The sequence below is a fragment of the Bacillus sp. FSL R5-0512 genome (assembly GCF_038593295.1).
Lineage (GTDB): Bacteria > Bacillota > Bacilli > Bacillales > Bacillaceae > Bacillus > Bacillus safensis.
Genome location: NZ_CP151982.1, coordinates 439471 through 455177 on the forward strand (window position 1 = coordinate 439471; position 15707 = coordinate 455177).

A 15707-nucleotide genomic window follows, 5' to 3' on the forward strand; every position below is an offset into this window, starting at 1 on the left:
TTTAGAGGGGTGAGTGTCTAGTGAAATCAATAGGAAATGAAGATTTAAACAAACGTTTGATTCATATTCGCCGAGCGCTTCATGAGCATCCAGAGCTGGCGTTTGAAGAATATGAAACGACAAAGAAACTGCGCCGCTGGTTAGAAGAGGAAGGGATTACTGTGCTTGATATCCCGGCACTTCAAACAGGTGCTGTCTGTGAAATCAAGGGAGAACAAGAGGGACCGACGATTGCTCTGAGAGCCGATATTGATGCACTTCCGATTGAAGAAGCATCTGGCGAACCATTTTCTTCAAAGGTACCGGGTAAAATGCATGCATGCGGTCATGATTTCCATACAGCTTCTATTTTTGGTGCGGCTCTTTTATTAAAAGAGCGGAAACACGAGATCAAAGGAACGGTCCGTATTTTGTTCCAGCCGGCTGAGGAAGTTGCTCAAGGGGCGAAACACGTCATAGAGGCAGGCGTTTTAGATGGAGTCGATGCAATTTTCGGTATGCACAACAAACCTGACCTGCCAGTTGGCACGATTGGCGTTAGAGAAAAAGCATTGATGGCGAGTGTGGACCGGTTTGAAATCGATATTAAAGGAACGGGTGGCCACGCCGGTATTCCAAATCACACGGTAGACCCCATTGCCATCAGCGGGCAGATCACAAGCGCCCTTCAGCAAATCGTCAGCCGCCGCATCAGCTCCTTGCATCATGCGGTTGTCAGTATCACACGCATCCAAGGCGGTACATCATGGAATGTCATACCCGACCGTGTTGAGATGGAAGGAACCGTTCGGACGTTTGAGCCTGAAGTAAGAGCGATGATTCCGGAGCTTATGAAACAAATCGTCAGCGGAATTGCAGAAGGATTTGGAGCAGAGGCTGAAGTAAGATGGCATCCTTATTTGCCTTCTGTCATGAATGATGAGCGTCTGACAAAGGTGGTTGAAGAAACGGCTGGCTCGCTTGACTTACATGTTGTGCAGGCAGAGCAGTCACCGGGCGGAGAAGATTTTGCCCTTTATCAAGAACGCATTCCAGGCTTTTTTGTATGGATGGGGACTAGTGGTACAAGGGAGTGGCATCACCCTGCGTTTACATTAAATGAAGACGCACTTCCAGTTTCCGCTGCCTTCTTTGCTGAGCTTGCCGTTCGGGCATTGGAGTCTCGATCATGGAATTAACAAAACAACTGGCAGAAGCAGTGCTTTCTGCTGATCCGCTTCAAGATGAACGGGCCATTCAAATGGCGAGAAATGCACTGTTAGACGCTGCGGCATCAGCGCTTGCTGCGAAAGAGGATGAAGGGATTCAGAAGCTGATGCAGCTTGTTGAACAGGAAGGCGGAACCGCTCAGATTCCTGTCATTGGACAAGGAAAGAAGGTGAGCCGCCAATCCGCAGCGATGCTGAACGGCTACCTCATCCATGCCCTTGATTATGATGATGTGCACTCAGATGTGAGAGGACATCCAAGTGCGGTCATCATTCCGGCGCTGCTATCACAGCTGACAGACGGCAAAGGGTATGGCGAGCGGTTTTTAGCTGCCTATATCACTGGTGTTGAAGTGATGGCAAGACTTGGCGAATCCATCGGCAAGGCGCATTATGAGCGGGGCTGGCATAATACAGGAACACTCGGAGCCATTGCGGCAGTATGTGCGATTGGTTATTTGAAGCAGGTCACACGAGAAGAACTGATGAAAGCAATCGGCTTTGCCGGAGCGCAATCAGCCGGAATGCGGAAGCAATTTGGCTCTGATATGAAACCATTACAAGCCGGCTTAGCTGCTAAAACAGCCGTTTGGTCTATGGACTTAGCTTGTTCAGGTTTTGGCGGGAATGACTCGGTTCTTGATGGCGCACTTGGTTTCTTTTCACTCTATGGAGATCTGGAACTTGCGGAAAGCCGTTTACTAGAGGGCTATGGTTTTACATGGCGTATCGTTTCACCGGGGCTGTGGTTCAAAGTATATCCATTCTGCTCAGCAGCCCACCATGCAGCAGAGGCGATCCAATCCTTAACGAAAGAGCGGGCTTTCTTGCCGGAGCAGGTGAATCAGGTCGATGTCATATTCCCGCCAGGCGGAGATGCAGCGCTTATTGAGCAGACACCTTTGACTGGAGAGGAAGGACGATTCAGTGTCGAATACGTCATCGCACTGGCGGTGTTTGGACAGACGCTTACGCTGGATGCCTTTACGAAAAAAACCATTCCATCAGACATGCGGACATGGATGAAGCGGGTGAGCAGAGGATATGATCAAACGATAGAACCTCATCCCGATGCTGTTCCAAAAGGACGCTTTACGATTGTGAAGCTCACCTTATCTGACGGAACCACCATCAGCAAACGTGTTGATGTTCCGCAGGGAGCACCCGGACACGCGCTATCGACAGATGATATCATGAAAAAATTAAACAGTGTGACAGACGATTCTCATGCCCAGCTTATGCGGCAGGCAGTAGAAGAGGGGAACGATTCTTCCTTTTTGCAGCTTTTGGTATGATCACGAATGAGGCTCATCCATCGGGATGAGCCTCAGCGTGTAGACAAACCCTCGCATTCGTTGTCAGTCCTGCGTGCCGGTGCTCACGAATGTTTCATTCGCTCCGCTCCGGTACTCGTCCTTCCTAGACTGCAAAGGTTTTCTATCACGCTGAAAAGAAGACAAAGAGCTAAAATAGAGATCATTTTAGCTCTTTGTCATTAATCTGAGGCTCATCCATTGAGATGAGCCTTTCTTTATGGAGTCACAAAATCACAACTTATTCATTCTTGGTAAACGTCAATCCAATATGAGCAAGTGCCTGCGGTAAGTCTTTCCGGATGGTGATGTCTTTAAACGATATATTGGATTGAATCGCACTTAAAGCAAGGTCTTGCTTAATGCCCGTTAAAACTGCCGAAATTCCTAAAAGTCTCAGTGTTTGTGCATAGCTGACCAAATATTGAATGCTTTGTTCATTCAGGCTTTTAGTTCCCGATACATCAATGACCAAATGAGAGAGCGACAGCCTGTAGCTTTCCTGTAAAATGGTTTCCAAAATATGCTGAGCACGTGTCTCTTCGATATCACCAAGCAGAGGAAGCACGGCGACACCATCAACAACAGGTACGATCGGTACAGACAATTGCTTAATCTGCCGGTTAGCACGGTCTAGTTCGAGAACGTAGCTTAATAAAGAAGCCATCGTTTCAAACATATATACATGCTCTTCTGTGAACTGCTTCGGCCTCAAATCAAGTCCGCAAATCGTCCCGTAGTTCGTCCCATCTGTAAAATCAATGGGAACCCCAATAAACGAGCCGCTTTGAAGGTGTTTCGTGACCTCTAAGTATTTAGAACGGTCATCCCTCGAAATGTCAGGGATCACAAGTGTATCCTGATGATCGACCGCCAGCTTGCAAAATGTTTTTTCATAAGGAAGTTCTTCTCCTTCTTCAAGAAGCTGCTCGTCATGATTTAGCACCTTTACAATCTGATTGGTGTTTTGATCATTTTTAGCAATAAACAGTGTATTCACATCAATGAATTGACTCATCATGTTTAAAATACTAGTAGAAGCATCATGAAAATTGCGAAACTGTTTTAATAGTTGTTGACGAGGCATTGTTTTAGGACTCCTTGTAGCTCCGAACATAGGCCGGAACGTATAGTTGATGTGTCTCTATCATACAAAATCAAACAAGAAATAGATACACTTTAATGCGCAAAAACACTCTGATCGTCGAGATGAAAAAGACTGCCGATCCAAAGATCTGGCAGCCTGCTGATTAAAGAGAGACAGGGACAGTAGACATAGAGAAAAATTCCTCATACAAGGCTTGGACAGCTTCTTTTTCTTGCGCCGCTTTGACGCCAAACATCATGCTGACCTCTGAAGAGCCTTGATTGATCATTTCAATATTGACCTTCGCTTTTGACAGCGCCTTTGCCGCTCTTGCTGTTGTGCCAACATTATGACGCATCGCTTCTCCTACAACCATAATCAGCGAGAGATTTCGCTCTAAAACGACCTCATCTGCATCAAGCACGAGCTTCAAGCGGTCTAGCAGCTCCTCTTCAATATGCTGCTCCTCCAGCTGATCCTGCCGTAAAATAATGGTCATATCATCAATGCCAGAAGGTACGTGCTCATACGTAAGCCCGTATTCCTCTAATGTTTGCAGCACCTTACGTCCAAAACCGACTTCTCTGTTCATCAAATATTTACTAATGTAAATGCTGCAAAATCCATTGTCTGAGGCGATTCCAACAACAGGTCCATTTGTATGGTCCCGCTGATTTACGATTTTTGTCCCTTTTGCCGACGGGTTGTTGGTGTTTTTAATCTGAACTGGAATACCTGCACGGAAGGCAGGAATAAGTGCTTCATCATGGAACACAGAAAAACCAGCATAGGACAGCTCGCGCATTTCCCGGTATGTCAGCTCTGTAATCTCTTTCGGTTCATGAACAATCGTTGGATTGACGGCATAGACAGCATCGACATCTGTAAAGTTTTCATATACATCTGCCTTCAAACCGTTCGCCAAAATGGAGCCGGTAATATCGGATCCGCTTCGCGAAAAGGTGACGATGTCTCCCGCGAGACTAAAGCCAAAAAAGCCAGGGAATATAATAATGCCAGAGCGCTCTCTTAATTTATACAAATGATCATAAGACTCCGGCAGAACTTGCGCTTGGCCAGGCTCATCGCTCACAAACAAACCAGCTTCCTTTGGATTCACATAATGAGCTTCAACACCCTGGTGGCGGAAATAGGCGGCAATGAGCTTAGCGTTATTGTCTTCACCGCTTGCTTTAATGGCATCAAGATAGCACTCAGGGCGGGATGAATCAGCCTGTAATAATGTGTCTAGATCTTGCCTGATGGTATCGATAATGTCTTGACCTAATCCGAGTTCATCCGCTATTGAGGCATACCTCTCGATGACTGCTTCCTTTAAATCATGTGCTTCGCCTAAACGTAAATATTGTTCGCCGCAGCTAATTAATAGATCGGTGACCTTCATATCCGTTGAATGCCGTTTTCCTGGTGCGGAAACAACGACTGCTTTTCGAGCTGGATCTGCTGTTACAATGTCAAATACCTTTTGCAGCTGCTTGCCAGATGCAAGTGAACTGCCACCAAATTTAACGACCTTCAATGCATACATCTCCTATAGTAAAAATTTTCTCACAAATTGAATAGTTCCTATTATCAACTCTTTTCCTTAAATTATCAAGGTTTTTCTTTACTAGAAATACAAATGTGTTTTCAGAGAGGACGATATTGTATGAGTATATGAAAAAAGAGCCGGCCATATGCCGAGCTCTTTTTCTTATGAAGAAGACGAGGAGGAAGATAGCTCCTGCTTCATCACTTTATTCTCACGTTTTTTTTCCTTTAAGAAAAAGGAGAGGACGAGTCCAATGACCGCAATCAGACCAGAAATGAAGAATGATGTATTCATTCCATGAACGGCCGATTTTAATGGATTGGCCAATTCTGCATTTGCTGCAGAGGTGCTCATGATGGAAACAAGCACAGCCGTTCCAATGGAACCGCCTATTTGTCTCATCGTGTTATTCATCGCTGTCCCATGAGGGATCAAATGAGGCGGTAAAGAGTTAATACCTGCGGTTGTCAGCGGCATCATGATCATCCCAACCCCAATTAAGCGAAGCGTGTAGGCGACCGTAATGAGGGCGATTGATGAATCAAGGGTGAGCAGCATAAATGGCAGGGTGGTAACGGTGAGTATCGTAAATCCGCCTAATGCCAGCCCTTTTCCGCCGACTTTATCAAAAATTCGTCCAATAATCGGTGACAGGAGTCCCATGAAGAGAGCACCTGGCAATAAGATAAGCCCTGTATCAAGTGCAGACAGCCCTCTGACATTCTGAGTATAAAGCGGCAGAATCGTCTCTGTACCAATCAATAAAGCAAAGACAAGCATCCCAAGGAAGGTTGTTAAGCTAAAGATCGCAAATTTAAATACACCAAACTCAAGCATCGGTCTTGTTAAGTTCGACTGGCGCAGGATAAAGAAGAACAAGCTCACGGCGCCGACAATCAGCGAAATGAGAACAGTCGCACTCGTCCATCCATATGTGCCGACACTAGAAAATCCGTAAAGCAGCCCGCCGAAACCGAACGATGACAAGATGACAGATAAGACATCAATACGTGTCTCTCTTTGCTGCGTCACATTTTTCATTAAGAAGAAAGCAAGAATGAGATCAATGATACCGATTGGCAGAACAATATAGAACAAGAACTTCCAGCTGAAGGAGTCAACAATCCAGCCGCCAAGTGTTGGCCCAAGTGCAGGTGCGAACGAAATGACAAGTCCGACCATGCCCATTGCCTGCCCGCGTTTTTCTTTCGGGAAAATGGTTAAAAAGATCGTTTGCATCAGCGGCATTAAAATCCCTGCACCGGCTGCCTGCACGATACGCGCAGCAAGTAACACCGGGAAATTTGTTGCAAATGAAGCAAGAATTGTACCGGCTGTAAAGATGCTAAGTGCCGTTAAAACTAAAGAACGGCTTGAAAATTTCTCAATGAGGAAAGCCGTAATAGGGATGAGAATCCCGTTTGTCAGCATAAAGGCTGTTGTAAGCCACTGTCCTTTGCTGACCTCAATATTGAAATCTTCCATGATATGCGGGATCGCTGGAATGAGAAGCGTTTGGTTTAAAATCGCAACGAATGCCCCAACGAGGAAAATCCCAACAATCACAGATCGATTATACGATGTAGTTGATTGGTTCATGTTATCCCTTCTTTATCTATAAAATGATGTTTTTGAGCTGTGACACGTTTTGTGATAAAACGCTGTTTTTGCCTAAATAATCGAGCAGTGAGCTGACTAAAAAGGTTCTCGGTTCATCCTTTGATAATTCTTGATTGAGCAGCTCATACGCAGAGAGGAGATCGTCTTTTTCTTCTCCGTTTGACAGTGCGTGAAGCTCTTGTTTGATCTTCGTTAAGTACGAGATGACAAGTTTTTCTTCATCATATCCGTCCTGTGAGGAAAACAAATAAGATTCCATCAGCTGATCTGTTAACACAGGCTCAATTGAGCAAGGTTTTTTCGATACACGGTCCATCACACCGATAATCATCTCGGCAGCATTTTCTAATTTGATGTTCTTGTGCTCAATCGCCAGCATTAAGATGAATTCTCTCATTAATCCATTGAGAACAATCACGAGATCCCAGACATAAGGAGCGACGGATTCACCATATGTGCTCAAAATAATGTCTCTGTGCCGCTGCATGATAATGGAGCGTGTCTCGCGTAAGTGTTTAATGACAATAGGCGAATGCTGAGAAAAAGCTTCAAAGGACAGCATGTTCAAAAATTTATGATTCTCTTTAAACTCTTCAAGCTCAAGCTTGATCTTCTTTGTGAATTTTTCCTTTTTGGACAGCGTCGTTTCTGAATGAATGATGCGGGAAATCTCTCTCATTTTGCGCTGATTGTATTTAATCAGTTCTAGTAGAAGAGCTTCCTTTGAATCAAACAGTTTATAAATAGACGCTTTTGATATTTTACAGGCATCGGCAATTGACTGCATGGAGACACTCATATAGCCTTTTTGAGAAAATAATTTCTTTGAAACCCGCAAAATCTCTTCTTGCTTTTCGTTCATCTTCATAAGTCCTTTCCGAATCGGCAAAACCATAGGGTCACAATGGAAACCGAGTGGTCACTTTTGCTATGATAACAAAACCAATGCCCTAAGACAAGAAAATGAACTTAAAAAAATACCCGTCTATATGACAGGTATTTTATCCTTCCGCATGTGCGACATATATTTTTGTTTTGCCGTGAAGTTCGATGACCAAAATGTCTTCTCTCTCTTTCACAGAGTAAATAGCGGTCCCTTTTTGCAGCCTAGAAGCTGTACCATGTTCAAAATTTTTGGCGGCTGTTTTCTGAATGACACCTACTTGCTGATGTTTTGTGACGTGTAAGGATGTCGTCCAATCTACATTTGTTTCATAGACCGTTCCTTCCCACTGAAATAAATCTGCCTGCTGATCCATAGCTAATAACTCTTCCGCACTAGGTGGTTTTGACTGAGAATATTGGACGGACTGGCAGGCGCAGAGGAAGATCGCGAGAATCATCATCAATAAACTAATCCATATATTATGTTTCAAAATGGTTTCCTTCCCTTCAGACAGTCTCATGAATAATGGACGTTTGTGAAGCCATATCGTTACTTGACTAGTCAGCTTCAGGTGAATGAGATTGTATGTTGGCACAAAATAAGATACATTTATTGTATGACGAATCCAAACCATCCAAACAAAGAAGATATGAGACTGATTTCTGTGCTGCACGCATTGGCTGATCCAATCCGGTTAGAAATTGTCCGCTGCTTAGCAGAGGCGGGGGAGAGGACATGCGGCACGTATGAGATGAATATTGCCAAATCCACGCTTTCCCATCACTTCAAAGTGCTGAGGGAGGCAGGCGTCGTGAAAGTGAGAATTGACGGGAAGCACCGTTACTATTCTTTAAGAAAAGAAGACATCGAGACCGCTTTTCCTGGACTCATGTCATCGATTCTAGCTATAGATAAAAAGCGGTGGTAAGCCAGCTGTCTGTGAAGGGCAGCTGGCTGTTTTATTTCCCGAAAATGGCGTCATACAGCCGTTTCACTGCCGGCTGAATATCCTCTTGCTTCATATGTGAGAAGCCGAGGACGAGCGGAACAAAGCCTGGCTGATGCCCCGGCAATTGCTCATCAAGGGTAAAGCGATCCATTCCGTACATTTTCAGCTTTCTTTCTTTCGCTCGCTGTAAAATCTCATGCTGCGTTCGATTTGAGCGAAACTCTGCAATAAAATGAAGCCCTGCATTTTCTCCAAGAATCCGCACATTGTCAGCAAAAATCGTATTGAGCTCTTCAATAAGCTGCTTCCGTTTTTCCTCATATAAACCATTCATTCGTTTAATATGCCGTTGATACGCCCCATCTTTTATAAAATGAAGAAGGGTGTATTGTGTAAAAAGATTAGCTGTTTGAATGAAAAAATGCTGTTCCTCCTTATAGCGTCTCAATAAATGCTGAGGCAGCACCATATAGCTTAGCCGCAAGCCGGGCAGCAATGATTTTGAAAAGGTGCCCATATAAATGACTTTGTCATATCGGTCAAGACTTTGCAGCGCCGGAATGCTGTCTGTGCCATATTTAAATTCACTGTCATAATCATCCTCAATGATATAACGATCTGGCTGATCGGCTGCCCAGTTTAACAGCTGAATGCGCCGGGAAATCGGCATAATCACCCCTGTTGGAAATTGATGTGAAGGGGTAATGATCAACACATTCGGCTGTTTTTTATGAATGTCGCTCATCCGCACACCTTTTTGGTCAATGCCAATCGTTTCAATTTGGTGATGATTGTTTTTCAGCATTTGATAGAGCCGGCGGTAGCCGGGGTTTTCTAACCCATATACTTGATCGGCTGGAAGAATGCTTGATAACGAATGGATCAGTGACTGTGTGCCTGCACTTAAAATGAGCTGTTCCGGATAGCATTTGACTCCTCGCGCAAGTCCGATCAGCCGGGCAATCGTTTCCCTCAGCTCATACACACCTTGTGGATGCGGAAGCTCACCGAAGGCATCTTGGTGGAGATGGATCGCCTTTTGTTCACTTTTCAGCCAGCTTTTAAATGGAAAGTTCGCTGTATCGACGGAGATATGTGAAAAGGAATACCAGTCGTCTCGTGCAACCGGTTCTTCCTTTAAATCTACAGGAAGAGAAGAGGATTTTAGCTGACCAGATTCATGAAACGTTTCTAGTGATTCCACGAAAAACCCTTTGCGTTCAACCGAATATAAATATCCCTCGGCAAGCAGCTGCTGATAGGCGCCATTCACTGAATTAACGCTGACGTTTAAAGTATCGGCTAACTCTCGTTTAGATGGTAATTGATCGTGCGGCTGCAGGTTGCGGTTTAAGATTTCCCCTTTAATCTTCTTATAAATTTGATGATAAATATATCCGTTTTGCCCTGTTTGATCTAGTTGAATTGTCAGCATCTCATCATTCCATCCTCTCTGGTACCATGAAAAAAATGATATTGGTACTTTCTATCATACCAAAAAATATTCAGAATAATAAAAAAGGATATAAAGGGGATGGATGACAATGAGTCAAACGACAACAAACCGTTTTTCAACCGAAGAATGGCAGGGGAAAAGAGATCAATACGTCGCAAGAGGCGTGAGTAATGGCAACCGTCATCTTGCAGCGAAGGGGAAAGGAGCCGAGCTGTTCGATATTGATGGGAACCGATTTATCGATTTTGCAGGCGCCATTGGCACATTAAACGTAGGACATTCACATCCAAAGGTCGTGGAAGCGGTCAAAGCACAGGCAGAGAGCCTGATTCACCCAGGATTCAACGTGATGATGTACGAATCGTATATCGAATTGGCAGAGAAGCTGTGCCATCTCACACCAGGGGATCATGATAAGAAAGCCATTTTTCTTAATTCAGGTGCAGAAGCTGTTGAAAATGCGGTGAAAATTGCACGTAAATATACGAAAAGACAGGCTGTTGTGTCGTTTACAAGAGGTTTTCACGGCAGAACGAATATGACAATGAGCATGACGAGCAAGGTCAAGCCGTATAAATTTGGCTTCGGGCCATTCGCATCTGAGGTGTACCAAGCACCGTACCCTTATTACTATCAAAAACCTGAAGGATTAAGCGATGCTGCTTACGACGAGTACATCATTGATCAATTCAATCAATTTTTCGTCGCAGCCGTTGCACCAGGAACCGTTGCTTGTGTGGTCATGGAACCAGTCCAAGGGGAGGGCGGATTCATTGTGCCATCGAAGCGCTTCGTTCAGCATGTCGCTTCCTTCTGTCAGCAGCACGGGATTGTCTTTGTTGCAGATGAAATCCAAACCGGTTTTGCAAGAACAGGGAAATACTTTGCGATTGAGCACTTTGATGTGGTACCGGACTTAATTACTGTGTCAAAATCTCTTGCAGCTGGCTTACCGCTGAGCGGTGTCGTTGGCAGAAAAGAACTGCTTGATGCGGCAGATCCAGGGGAGCTTGGGGGAACATATGCAGGAAGTCCGTTAGGCTGTGTAGCTGCACTGGCTGTCCTTGATATCATTAAAACAGAACAACTGAATCAACGATCTGAACATATTGGACAAGTCATTGAGGACAAAGCCAATGAATGGAGAACAGCGTATCCATTCATTGGGGAAGTTCGCCGGTTAGGGGCAATGGCGGCAATTGAAATTGTGGAAGATCAAACAACGCGTACACCAGATAAGAAAAGAGCCGCAGCGATTGCAGCATATGCAAATGAGCACGGGCTGCTTCTTTTAACGGCAGGGATTAATGGGAATATCATTCGCTTCTTAACACCACTTGTCATCACAGATGAGCTGCTTCACGAAGGACTAGGGATCATCGAGGACGCCTTCAAAGCACGCTAAACAACAAAGGGGGATGGTTGTATGCAAAAACAACAAATGGCCAAAACGATGTCGCAGTCAGAGGTACTGTTTTTGTCCATTGGTGCAATGCTTGGCTGGGGCTGGGTTGTACTTTCGGGAGATTGGATTTTAACAGCTGGATTTTTAGGCAGTGTGATTGCCTTTGTGATAGGAGGCATTCTAGTGATCTTTATTGGACTCACGTATGCCGAGCTTTCGTCTGCGATTCCAGAAACAGGCGGAGGGCTCGTTTTTGTCCAGCGGGCATTTGGGATGAAAGCAGCGTTCGTCTCAGCATGGGGCGTATTGTTTGGTTATGTGTCTGTGATTACGTTTGAAGCTGTCGCCTTGCCGACCGTCATTGATTATGCGATTCCAACACAGCATGCTGGCTTCTTATGGAATATAGGGGGATGGGACGTTTATTTCACGTGGGTATTGATTGGATCTGGCGGTGCATTGTTTTTAACAGCGCTGAATTATATTGGGGCGAAGCCTGCTGCCATTTTTCAGTCCGTGTTCACAGTGGCGATTATTCTGACAGGTTTTCTCCTTTTAGGCGGCGCAACATTTAATGGAGATTTTGCAAACCTTGAGCCGATGTTTCAAGGCGGGGTTGGCGGTCTTATGGCGGTGTTAGTCATGATTCCCTTTTTATTCGTTGGGTTTGATGTCATTCCGCAAGTAGCGGCGGAGATTAACGCACAAAAAAAAATCATTGGGAGAATCTTGATTATTTCCATCGTGAGTGCGGTCATTTTTTATCTGCTTATTGTTTTTGGGGTAGCTGCTGGAATGTCAAAGGGACAGCTTGAAGCCTCTTCATTAGCAACAGCAGATGCGATGGTTCAGCTTCTCGGTCATCAAGCGTTTGGAACAGTGCTGGTTATTGGCGGTGTAGCAGGGATTGTGACGAGCTGGAATGCTTTTATTATCGGTGCAAGCCGTATTTTATATGCTATGGCGGAAAGAGGTATGATTTCCAAATGGTTTGCGTATATTCATCCAAAGTATAAAACACCGACAAATGCCATTTTATTTCTTGGAGCTTTGGCTTTTTTCGCTCCATTATTAGGGCGCCCTGCCCTCGTATGGATTGTCAATGCGGGCGGTGTCGGAATCATCGTCGGGTACTTAATCGTGTCCATTGCCTTTATGAGACTTCGGAAAACAGAACCTGAGCTGGAGCGTCCATACAGCATTAAATATTGGCGGACGACAGGTGTTTTAGCCATCGGACTGAGTCTTCTTTTCCTTTCATTTTACTTTCCAGGAATGCCGGCCTCCTTATCTTGGCCAGCTGAATGGATATTGCTTTTAGGTTGGGTACTCATTGGGTATATACTATATGTAATGAATCCAAGAACGAAGGAGACGGTAGAGCATGACAAACGAACTCAAAGTGTATAATCCTGCAACAGGAGAAGAAATTGCTTCAGTTGCTCAGCATACAAAAGAACAGATCGAAGATGCAATTTCCCGTTCACACAAAGCATTTAAATCATGGGCAAAAACGTCAGCACATGAACGTGCCAATATCATTCGCAAGTGGTTTGATCTGATGATTGAGCATAAAGAGAGGCTTGCGAAAATCATCACAGAAGAAAACGGAAAGCCGTATCAAGAAGCATTAGGAGAAATCGTCTATGCGGCTGGTTATATTGAATGGTACGCAGAAGAAGCAAAGCGAATCTACGGCAGAACCATCCCGTCACATACGACGAACAAACGCCTTTTCGTCACAAAACAGCCAGTTGGTCCTGTTGCTGCCATTACTCCGTGGAATTTCCCTGCGGCGATGATTACGAGAAAGGCAGCTCCTGCGCTTGCAGCAGGCTGTACGTTTATTGTAAAACCTGCTGAAGACACACCGCTGACAGCTATAGAACTAGTAAAATTAGGTCATGAAGCCGGCATTCCAGAGGATGCACTGCAATGGGTTGTGGGAGACGGCAAAGAAGTGGGTGAAATCTTCACAGATAGTCCATTGATTCGAAAAATCACGTTTACAGGCTCAACGCCCGTCGGGAAGCACCTGATCAAAAACAGTGCCAGTACAGTCAAACACGTATCAATGGAGCTTGGCGGTCATGCTCCGCTCATCGTAGACAAGGATGCGAATCTTGAACTAGCTGTCAAACAAGCAGTGGCATCTAAGTTTCGGAACGCAGGGCAAACCTGTGTCTGTGCCAACCGCTTAATTGTGCATGAAGACATTCATGAAGCATTTGCGCAAAGATTCAGCAAAGAAGTAGAAAAGCTGAAAGTAGGAAATGGCTTTGAAGAAGGCACATCCATCGGTCCAATTATCAACAAGCGCGGCTTTGATAAAATTGTCGGTCAAATTCAAGATGCAGTGGATAAAGGGGCGAAAGTTCTTGTCGGCGGCGATACGCATTTCGACGATGACAAATCATATTATTTTGTCCAGCCAACGGTTCTTACACATGTGGACCCTTCGATGAACATTATGCATGAAGAGACCTTTGGTCCAGTGGCACCTATTACGACATTCAAAACGTTAGACGAGGCAATTGAATTAGCCAACGATACACCTTTTGGCCTTGCAGCTTATTTCTTTACAGAAAATTATCGGAACGGACTCTACATTTCAGAACATCTCGATTATGGGATCATTGGCTGGAATGATGGCGGTCCATCGGCTGTCCAAGCACCTTTTGGCGGTATGAAAGAGAGCGGAATTGGCCGAGAAGGCGGCATCGAAGGGATCGAGCCTTATTTAGAAACAAAATATGTATCCATTGGTTTAGACGAATAAACGTGAAAAAGACTGTCAGAGGAATCTCGGCAGTCTTTTTTATGTTATACAGCAGGCGGGAAAAGCTGATCCACCGTTTCTTTCGTTTCTTTCAAAATTTCATGTATGTAATCTGCAGATGCCTGCTCCATGCTGCTGAACAAAAGCCGTTCGACAGGCTGAACGCCAATAAAATTGAAGACTTCAGTATCGGTTGTCATGTGATGGGAGGAGGTGGAAATCTTATTGGAATTAAGAAAAGTCCTCGGTGCATCGTGGGTGTTGATAATGACACCTTTTTTGTGCCGAAGCAGATTTTCAATCTCTCCATCCTCACTGATCTGATAAGCAAAACCTTCAGAAAAGACGCGTTCTACATATCCTTTTAGCATAGCCGGCAAGCCTGTCCACCATATTGGAAAAATAAACGTCAGCACATCCGCTTGCTGAATCAGCGTCTGCTCTCTTTGAATGGCAATCGGGACATCACCGCATTTGATGGCAGCCTTTTCTGTAATGGTGAGCTCTGGCGAAAAACCCAGGGCATAGACATCACGAACAGTCACTTTATGACCATTGTTCAATAGAGTGCTCACAACAAGATCTAATAAGGTTTGATTTAAGCTTTGCTGGGGATGAGCAAATATGATTACATGGTTCATCTCATAGCCTCCTATGTGGTCATCTGTCTCATTATGTCACGCGGCTTTATCCTATTCAATCCTATATTGGTAATAACAAGTTGGGAAAATGGAAAAAATTGATCGTCATAAAAGTAAACAGTGCGATTTGTACATGTGTAAAGGAAGAAAAAGCGATCGTTTCTAAGAAAACGATCGCTCATACACTTTTATTTCTTTCTAAAAGCAAGTCCAAGTGCAATCAGTGCCACGACTAGAGCAGCAATGGACAGACCAAGGACAAGTGGTGAGGAAGAAGCAGTGGCTGTTTCAGAGGCCTTTTCTTCTTTTGGTTTTTCCTGGCCATGTGAATCCGTTACAGTATTAGATGCCACAATGTTTGTGATGGAATGAGGTTTATCAGCATCTTTATCGCCAGTCCATTCAACGACTGTTCCATCCTTATAATATTGATACGCATCCCAAGCAGCTTCACCTGCTTTTTCAGGGTTTTTCGCTACAAAAACGAATTGCTGGAATTGTCCAGCAAGCACACCTTTACCTGTTGCTTCCCAAGTCACTCTTGTTACCTTGCCATCTTTCTCTTCAGTTGATGTTTTCCAGCCAGGTACTGGCTCATATTGCTGGAATTCTACGCCTTTAGGAATTGTCACGACAACCTTAGTCGTCGGGCTGTCACTCTCAGAAGGAACCTTTAATGTATAGGTCTCCCAAGCATTTGTCGCAGATGTATCAGGCTTGACTGTTACGTGCGCACTCACAGGAATCGCCAATAAAAATGAAGCGAGAAGCATTGGTAATAAAGCTTTAACGTATTTTTTCATATGTGATA

Annotated in this window: 14 protein-coding genes; 6 read left to right on the forward strand and 8 right to left on the reverse strand. The window is 44.6% G+C overall.

The features are described from left to right. Nucleotides 1-20: 20 nt before the first annotated feature. Nucleotides 21-1178 (forward strand): amidohydrolase, encoded by a 1158-nt coding sequence (locus tag NSQ25_RS02110; RefSeq protein ID WP_061110645.1) that lies wholly within the window; start codon nt 21-23, stop codon nt 1176-1178. Then, nucleotides 1169-2503, forward strand: a complete 1335-nt coding sequence (locus NSQ25_RS02115) for an MmgE/PrpD family protein (RefSeq protein WP_326136057.1) — start codon at nt 1169-1171, stop codon at nt 2501-2503. The genes NSQ25_RS02110 and NSQ25_RS02115 overlap by 10 nt, the downstream gene beginning before the upstream one ends. A gap of 259 nt (nt 2504-2762) precedes the next feature. Here the strand turns inward: NSQ25_RS02115 and NSQ25_RS02120 are convergent, their stop codons facing one another. From NSQ25_RS02120 to NSQ25_RS02140, 5 genes are all read right to left on the reverse strand, one after another. Further along, entirely contained in the window at nt 2763-3608 is an 846-nt protein-coding gene (locus NSQ25_RS02120; protein WP_034283782.1) for a GAF domain-containing protein, read from the reverse strand. A 163-nt stretch (nt 3609-3771) separates the two neighbouring features. Continuing rightward, nucleotides 3772-5148 (reverse strand): aspartate kinase, encoded by a 1377-nt coding sequence (locus tag NSQ25_RS02125; RefSeq protein ID WP_326136055.1) that lies wholly within the window; start codon nt 5146-5148, stop codon nt 3772-3774. A gap of 174 nt (nt 5149-5322) precedes the next feature. Continuing rightward, nucleotides 5323-6759: an MDR family MFS transporter gene (locus NSQ25_RS02130; protein WP_046313897.1), complete on the reverse strand. Its 1437-nt coding sequence runs from the start codon at nt 6757-6759 to the stop codon at nt 5323-5325. A 16-nt stretch (nt 6760-6775) separates the two neighbouring features. Then, nucleotides 6776-7642 (reverse strand): TetR/AcrR family transcriptional regulator, encoded by an 867-nt coding sequence (locus tag NSQ25_RS02135; RefSeq protein WP_231293950.1) that lies wholly within the window; start codon nt 7640-7642, stop codon nt 6776-6778. A gap of 139 nt (nt 7643-7781) precedes the next feature. Next, a complete protein-coding gene (locus tag NSQ25_RS02140; protein WP_326136053.1) occupies nt 7782-8156 on the reverse strand; it encodes a hypothetical protein in 375 nt (124 codons plus the stop codon). Nucleotides 8157-8282: 126 nt separating this feature from the next. On the opposite strand from NSQ25_RS02140, the gene NSQ25_RS02145 reads away from it, so the two are divergent. Then, nucleotides 8283-8594 (forward strand): metalloregulator ArsR/SmtB family transcription factor, encoded by a 312-nt coding sequence (locus NSQ25_RS02145; RefSeq protein ID WP_034283858.1) that lies wholly within the window; start codon nt 8283-8285, stop codon nt 8592-8594. Between the two features lie 31 nt (nt 8595-8625). Here the strand turns inward: NSQ25_RS02145 and NSQ25_RS02150 are convergent, their stop codons facing one another. Beyond that, nucleotides 8626-10050 carry a PLP-dependent aminotransferase family protein gene (locus NSQ25_RS02150; protein WP_326136052.1) on the reverse strand — a complete coding sequence of 475 codons (1425 nt, stop codon included), beginning with the start codon at nt 10048-10050 and terminating at the stop codon, nt 8626-8628. Between the two features lie 109 nt (nt 10051-10159). On the opposite strand from NSQ25_RS02150, the gene gabT reads away from it, so the two are divergent. Genes gabT through NSQ25_RS02165 form a run of 3 tightly spaced genes read left to right on the forward strand, consistent with a single transcriptional unit; the run spans nt 10160 to nt 14255 of the window. Next, nucleotides 10160-11476, forward strand: a complete 1317-nt coding sequence (gabT, locus tag NSQ25_RS02155; RefSeq protein ID WP_326136050.1) for a 4-aminobutyrate--2-oxoglutarate transaminase — start codon at nt 10160-10162, stop codon at nt 11474-11476. Nucleotides 11477-11497: 21 nt separating this feature from the next. Next, nucleotides 11498-12886, forward strand: a complete 1389-nt coding sequence (locus NSQ25_RS02160; RefSeq protein WP_326136049.1) for an APC family permease — start codon at nt 11498-11500, stop codon at nt 12884-12886. After that, a complete protein-coding gene (locus tag NSQ25_RS02165; RefSeq protein ID WP_098677289.1) occupies nt 12861-14255 on the forward strand; it encodes an NAD-dependent succinate-semialdehyde dehydrogenase in 1395 nt (464 codons plus the stop codon). Before NSQ25_RS02160 ends, NSQ25_RS02165 begins: the two co-directional genes overlap by 26 nt. A gap of 44 nt (nt 14256-14299) precedes the next feature. Here the strand turns inward: NSQ25_RS02165 and NSQ25_RS02170 are convergent, their stop codons facing one another. Next, the gene (locus tag NSQ25_RS02170; protein ID WP_326136048.1) at nt 14300-14896 is read right to left on the reverse strand and encodes an NAD(P)H-dependent oxidoreductase; all 597 of its coding nucleotides are present in this window, start codon (nt 14894-14896) and stop codon (nt 14300-14302) included. A gap of 188 nt (nt 14897-15084) precedes the next feature. Further along, on the reverse strand, nt 15085-15699 hold the full coding sequence (locus tag NSQ25_RS02175) for a DUF1775 domain-containing protein (protein WP_041106532.1): 615 nt from the start codon (nt 15697-15699) through the stop codon (nt 15085-15087). Between the last annotated feature and the right edge of the window lie 8 nt (nt 15700-15707).

What these genes read in the sequence shown, in the direction of transcription:
- NSQ25_RS02115 (WP_326136057.1), top strand. Translation starts at nt 1,169, where the DNA reads ATGGAATTAACAAAACAACTGGCAGAAGCAGTGCTTTCTGCTGATCCG.
- NSQ25_RS02120 (WP_034283782.1), bottom strand. Translation starts at nt 3,608, where the DNA reads ATGCCTCGTCAACAACTATTAAAACAGTTTCGCAATTTTCATGATGCT.
- NSQ25_RS02130 (WP_046313897.1), bottom strand. Translation starts at nt 6,759, where the DNA reads ATGAACCAATCAACTACATCGTATAATCGATCTGTGATTGTTGGGATT.
- NSQ25_RS02135 (WP_231293950.1), bottom strand. Translation starts at nt 7,642, where the DNA reads ATGAACGAAAAGCAAGAAGAGATTTTGCGGGTTTCAAAGAAATTATTT.
- NSQ25_RS02145 (WP_034283858.1), top strand. Translation starts at nt 8,283, where the DNA reads ATGACGAATCCAAACCATCCAAACAAAGAAGATATGAGACTGATTTCT.
- NSQ25_RS02150 (WP_326136052.1), bottom strand. Translation starts at nt 10,050, where the DNA reads ATGCTGACAATTCAACTAGATCAAACAGGGCAAAACGGATATATTTAT.
- gabT (WP_326136050.1), top strand. Translation starts at nt 10,160, where the DNA reads ATGAGTCAAACGACAACAAACCGTTTTTCAACCGAAGAATGGCAGGGG.
- NSQ25_RS02160 (WP_326136049.1), top strand. Translation starts at nt 11,498, where the DNA reads ATGCAAAAACAACAAATGGCCAAAACGATGTCGCAGTCAGAGGTACTG.
- NSQ25_RS02165 (WP_098677289.1), top strand. Translation starts at nt 12,861, where the DNA reads ATGACAAACGAACTCAAAGTGTATAATCCTGCAACAGGAGAAGAAATT.
- NSQ25_RS02170 (WP_326136048.1), bottom strand. Translation starts at nt 14,896, where the DNA reads ATGAACCATGTAATCATATTTGCTCATCCCCAGCAAAGCTTAAATCAA.
- NSQ25_RS02175 (WP_041106532.1), bottom strand. Translation starts at nt 15,699, where the DNA reads ATGAAAAAATACGTTAAAGCTTTATTACCAATGCTTCTCGCTTCATTT.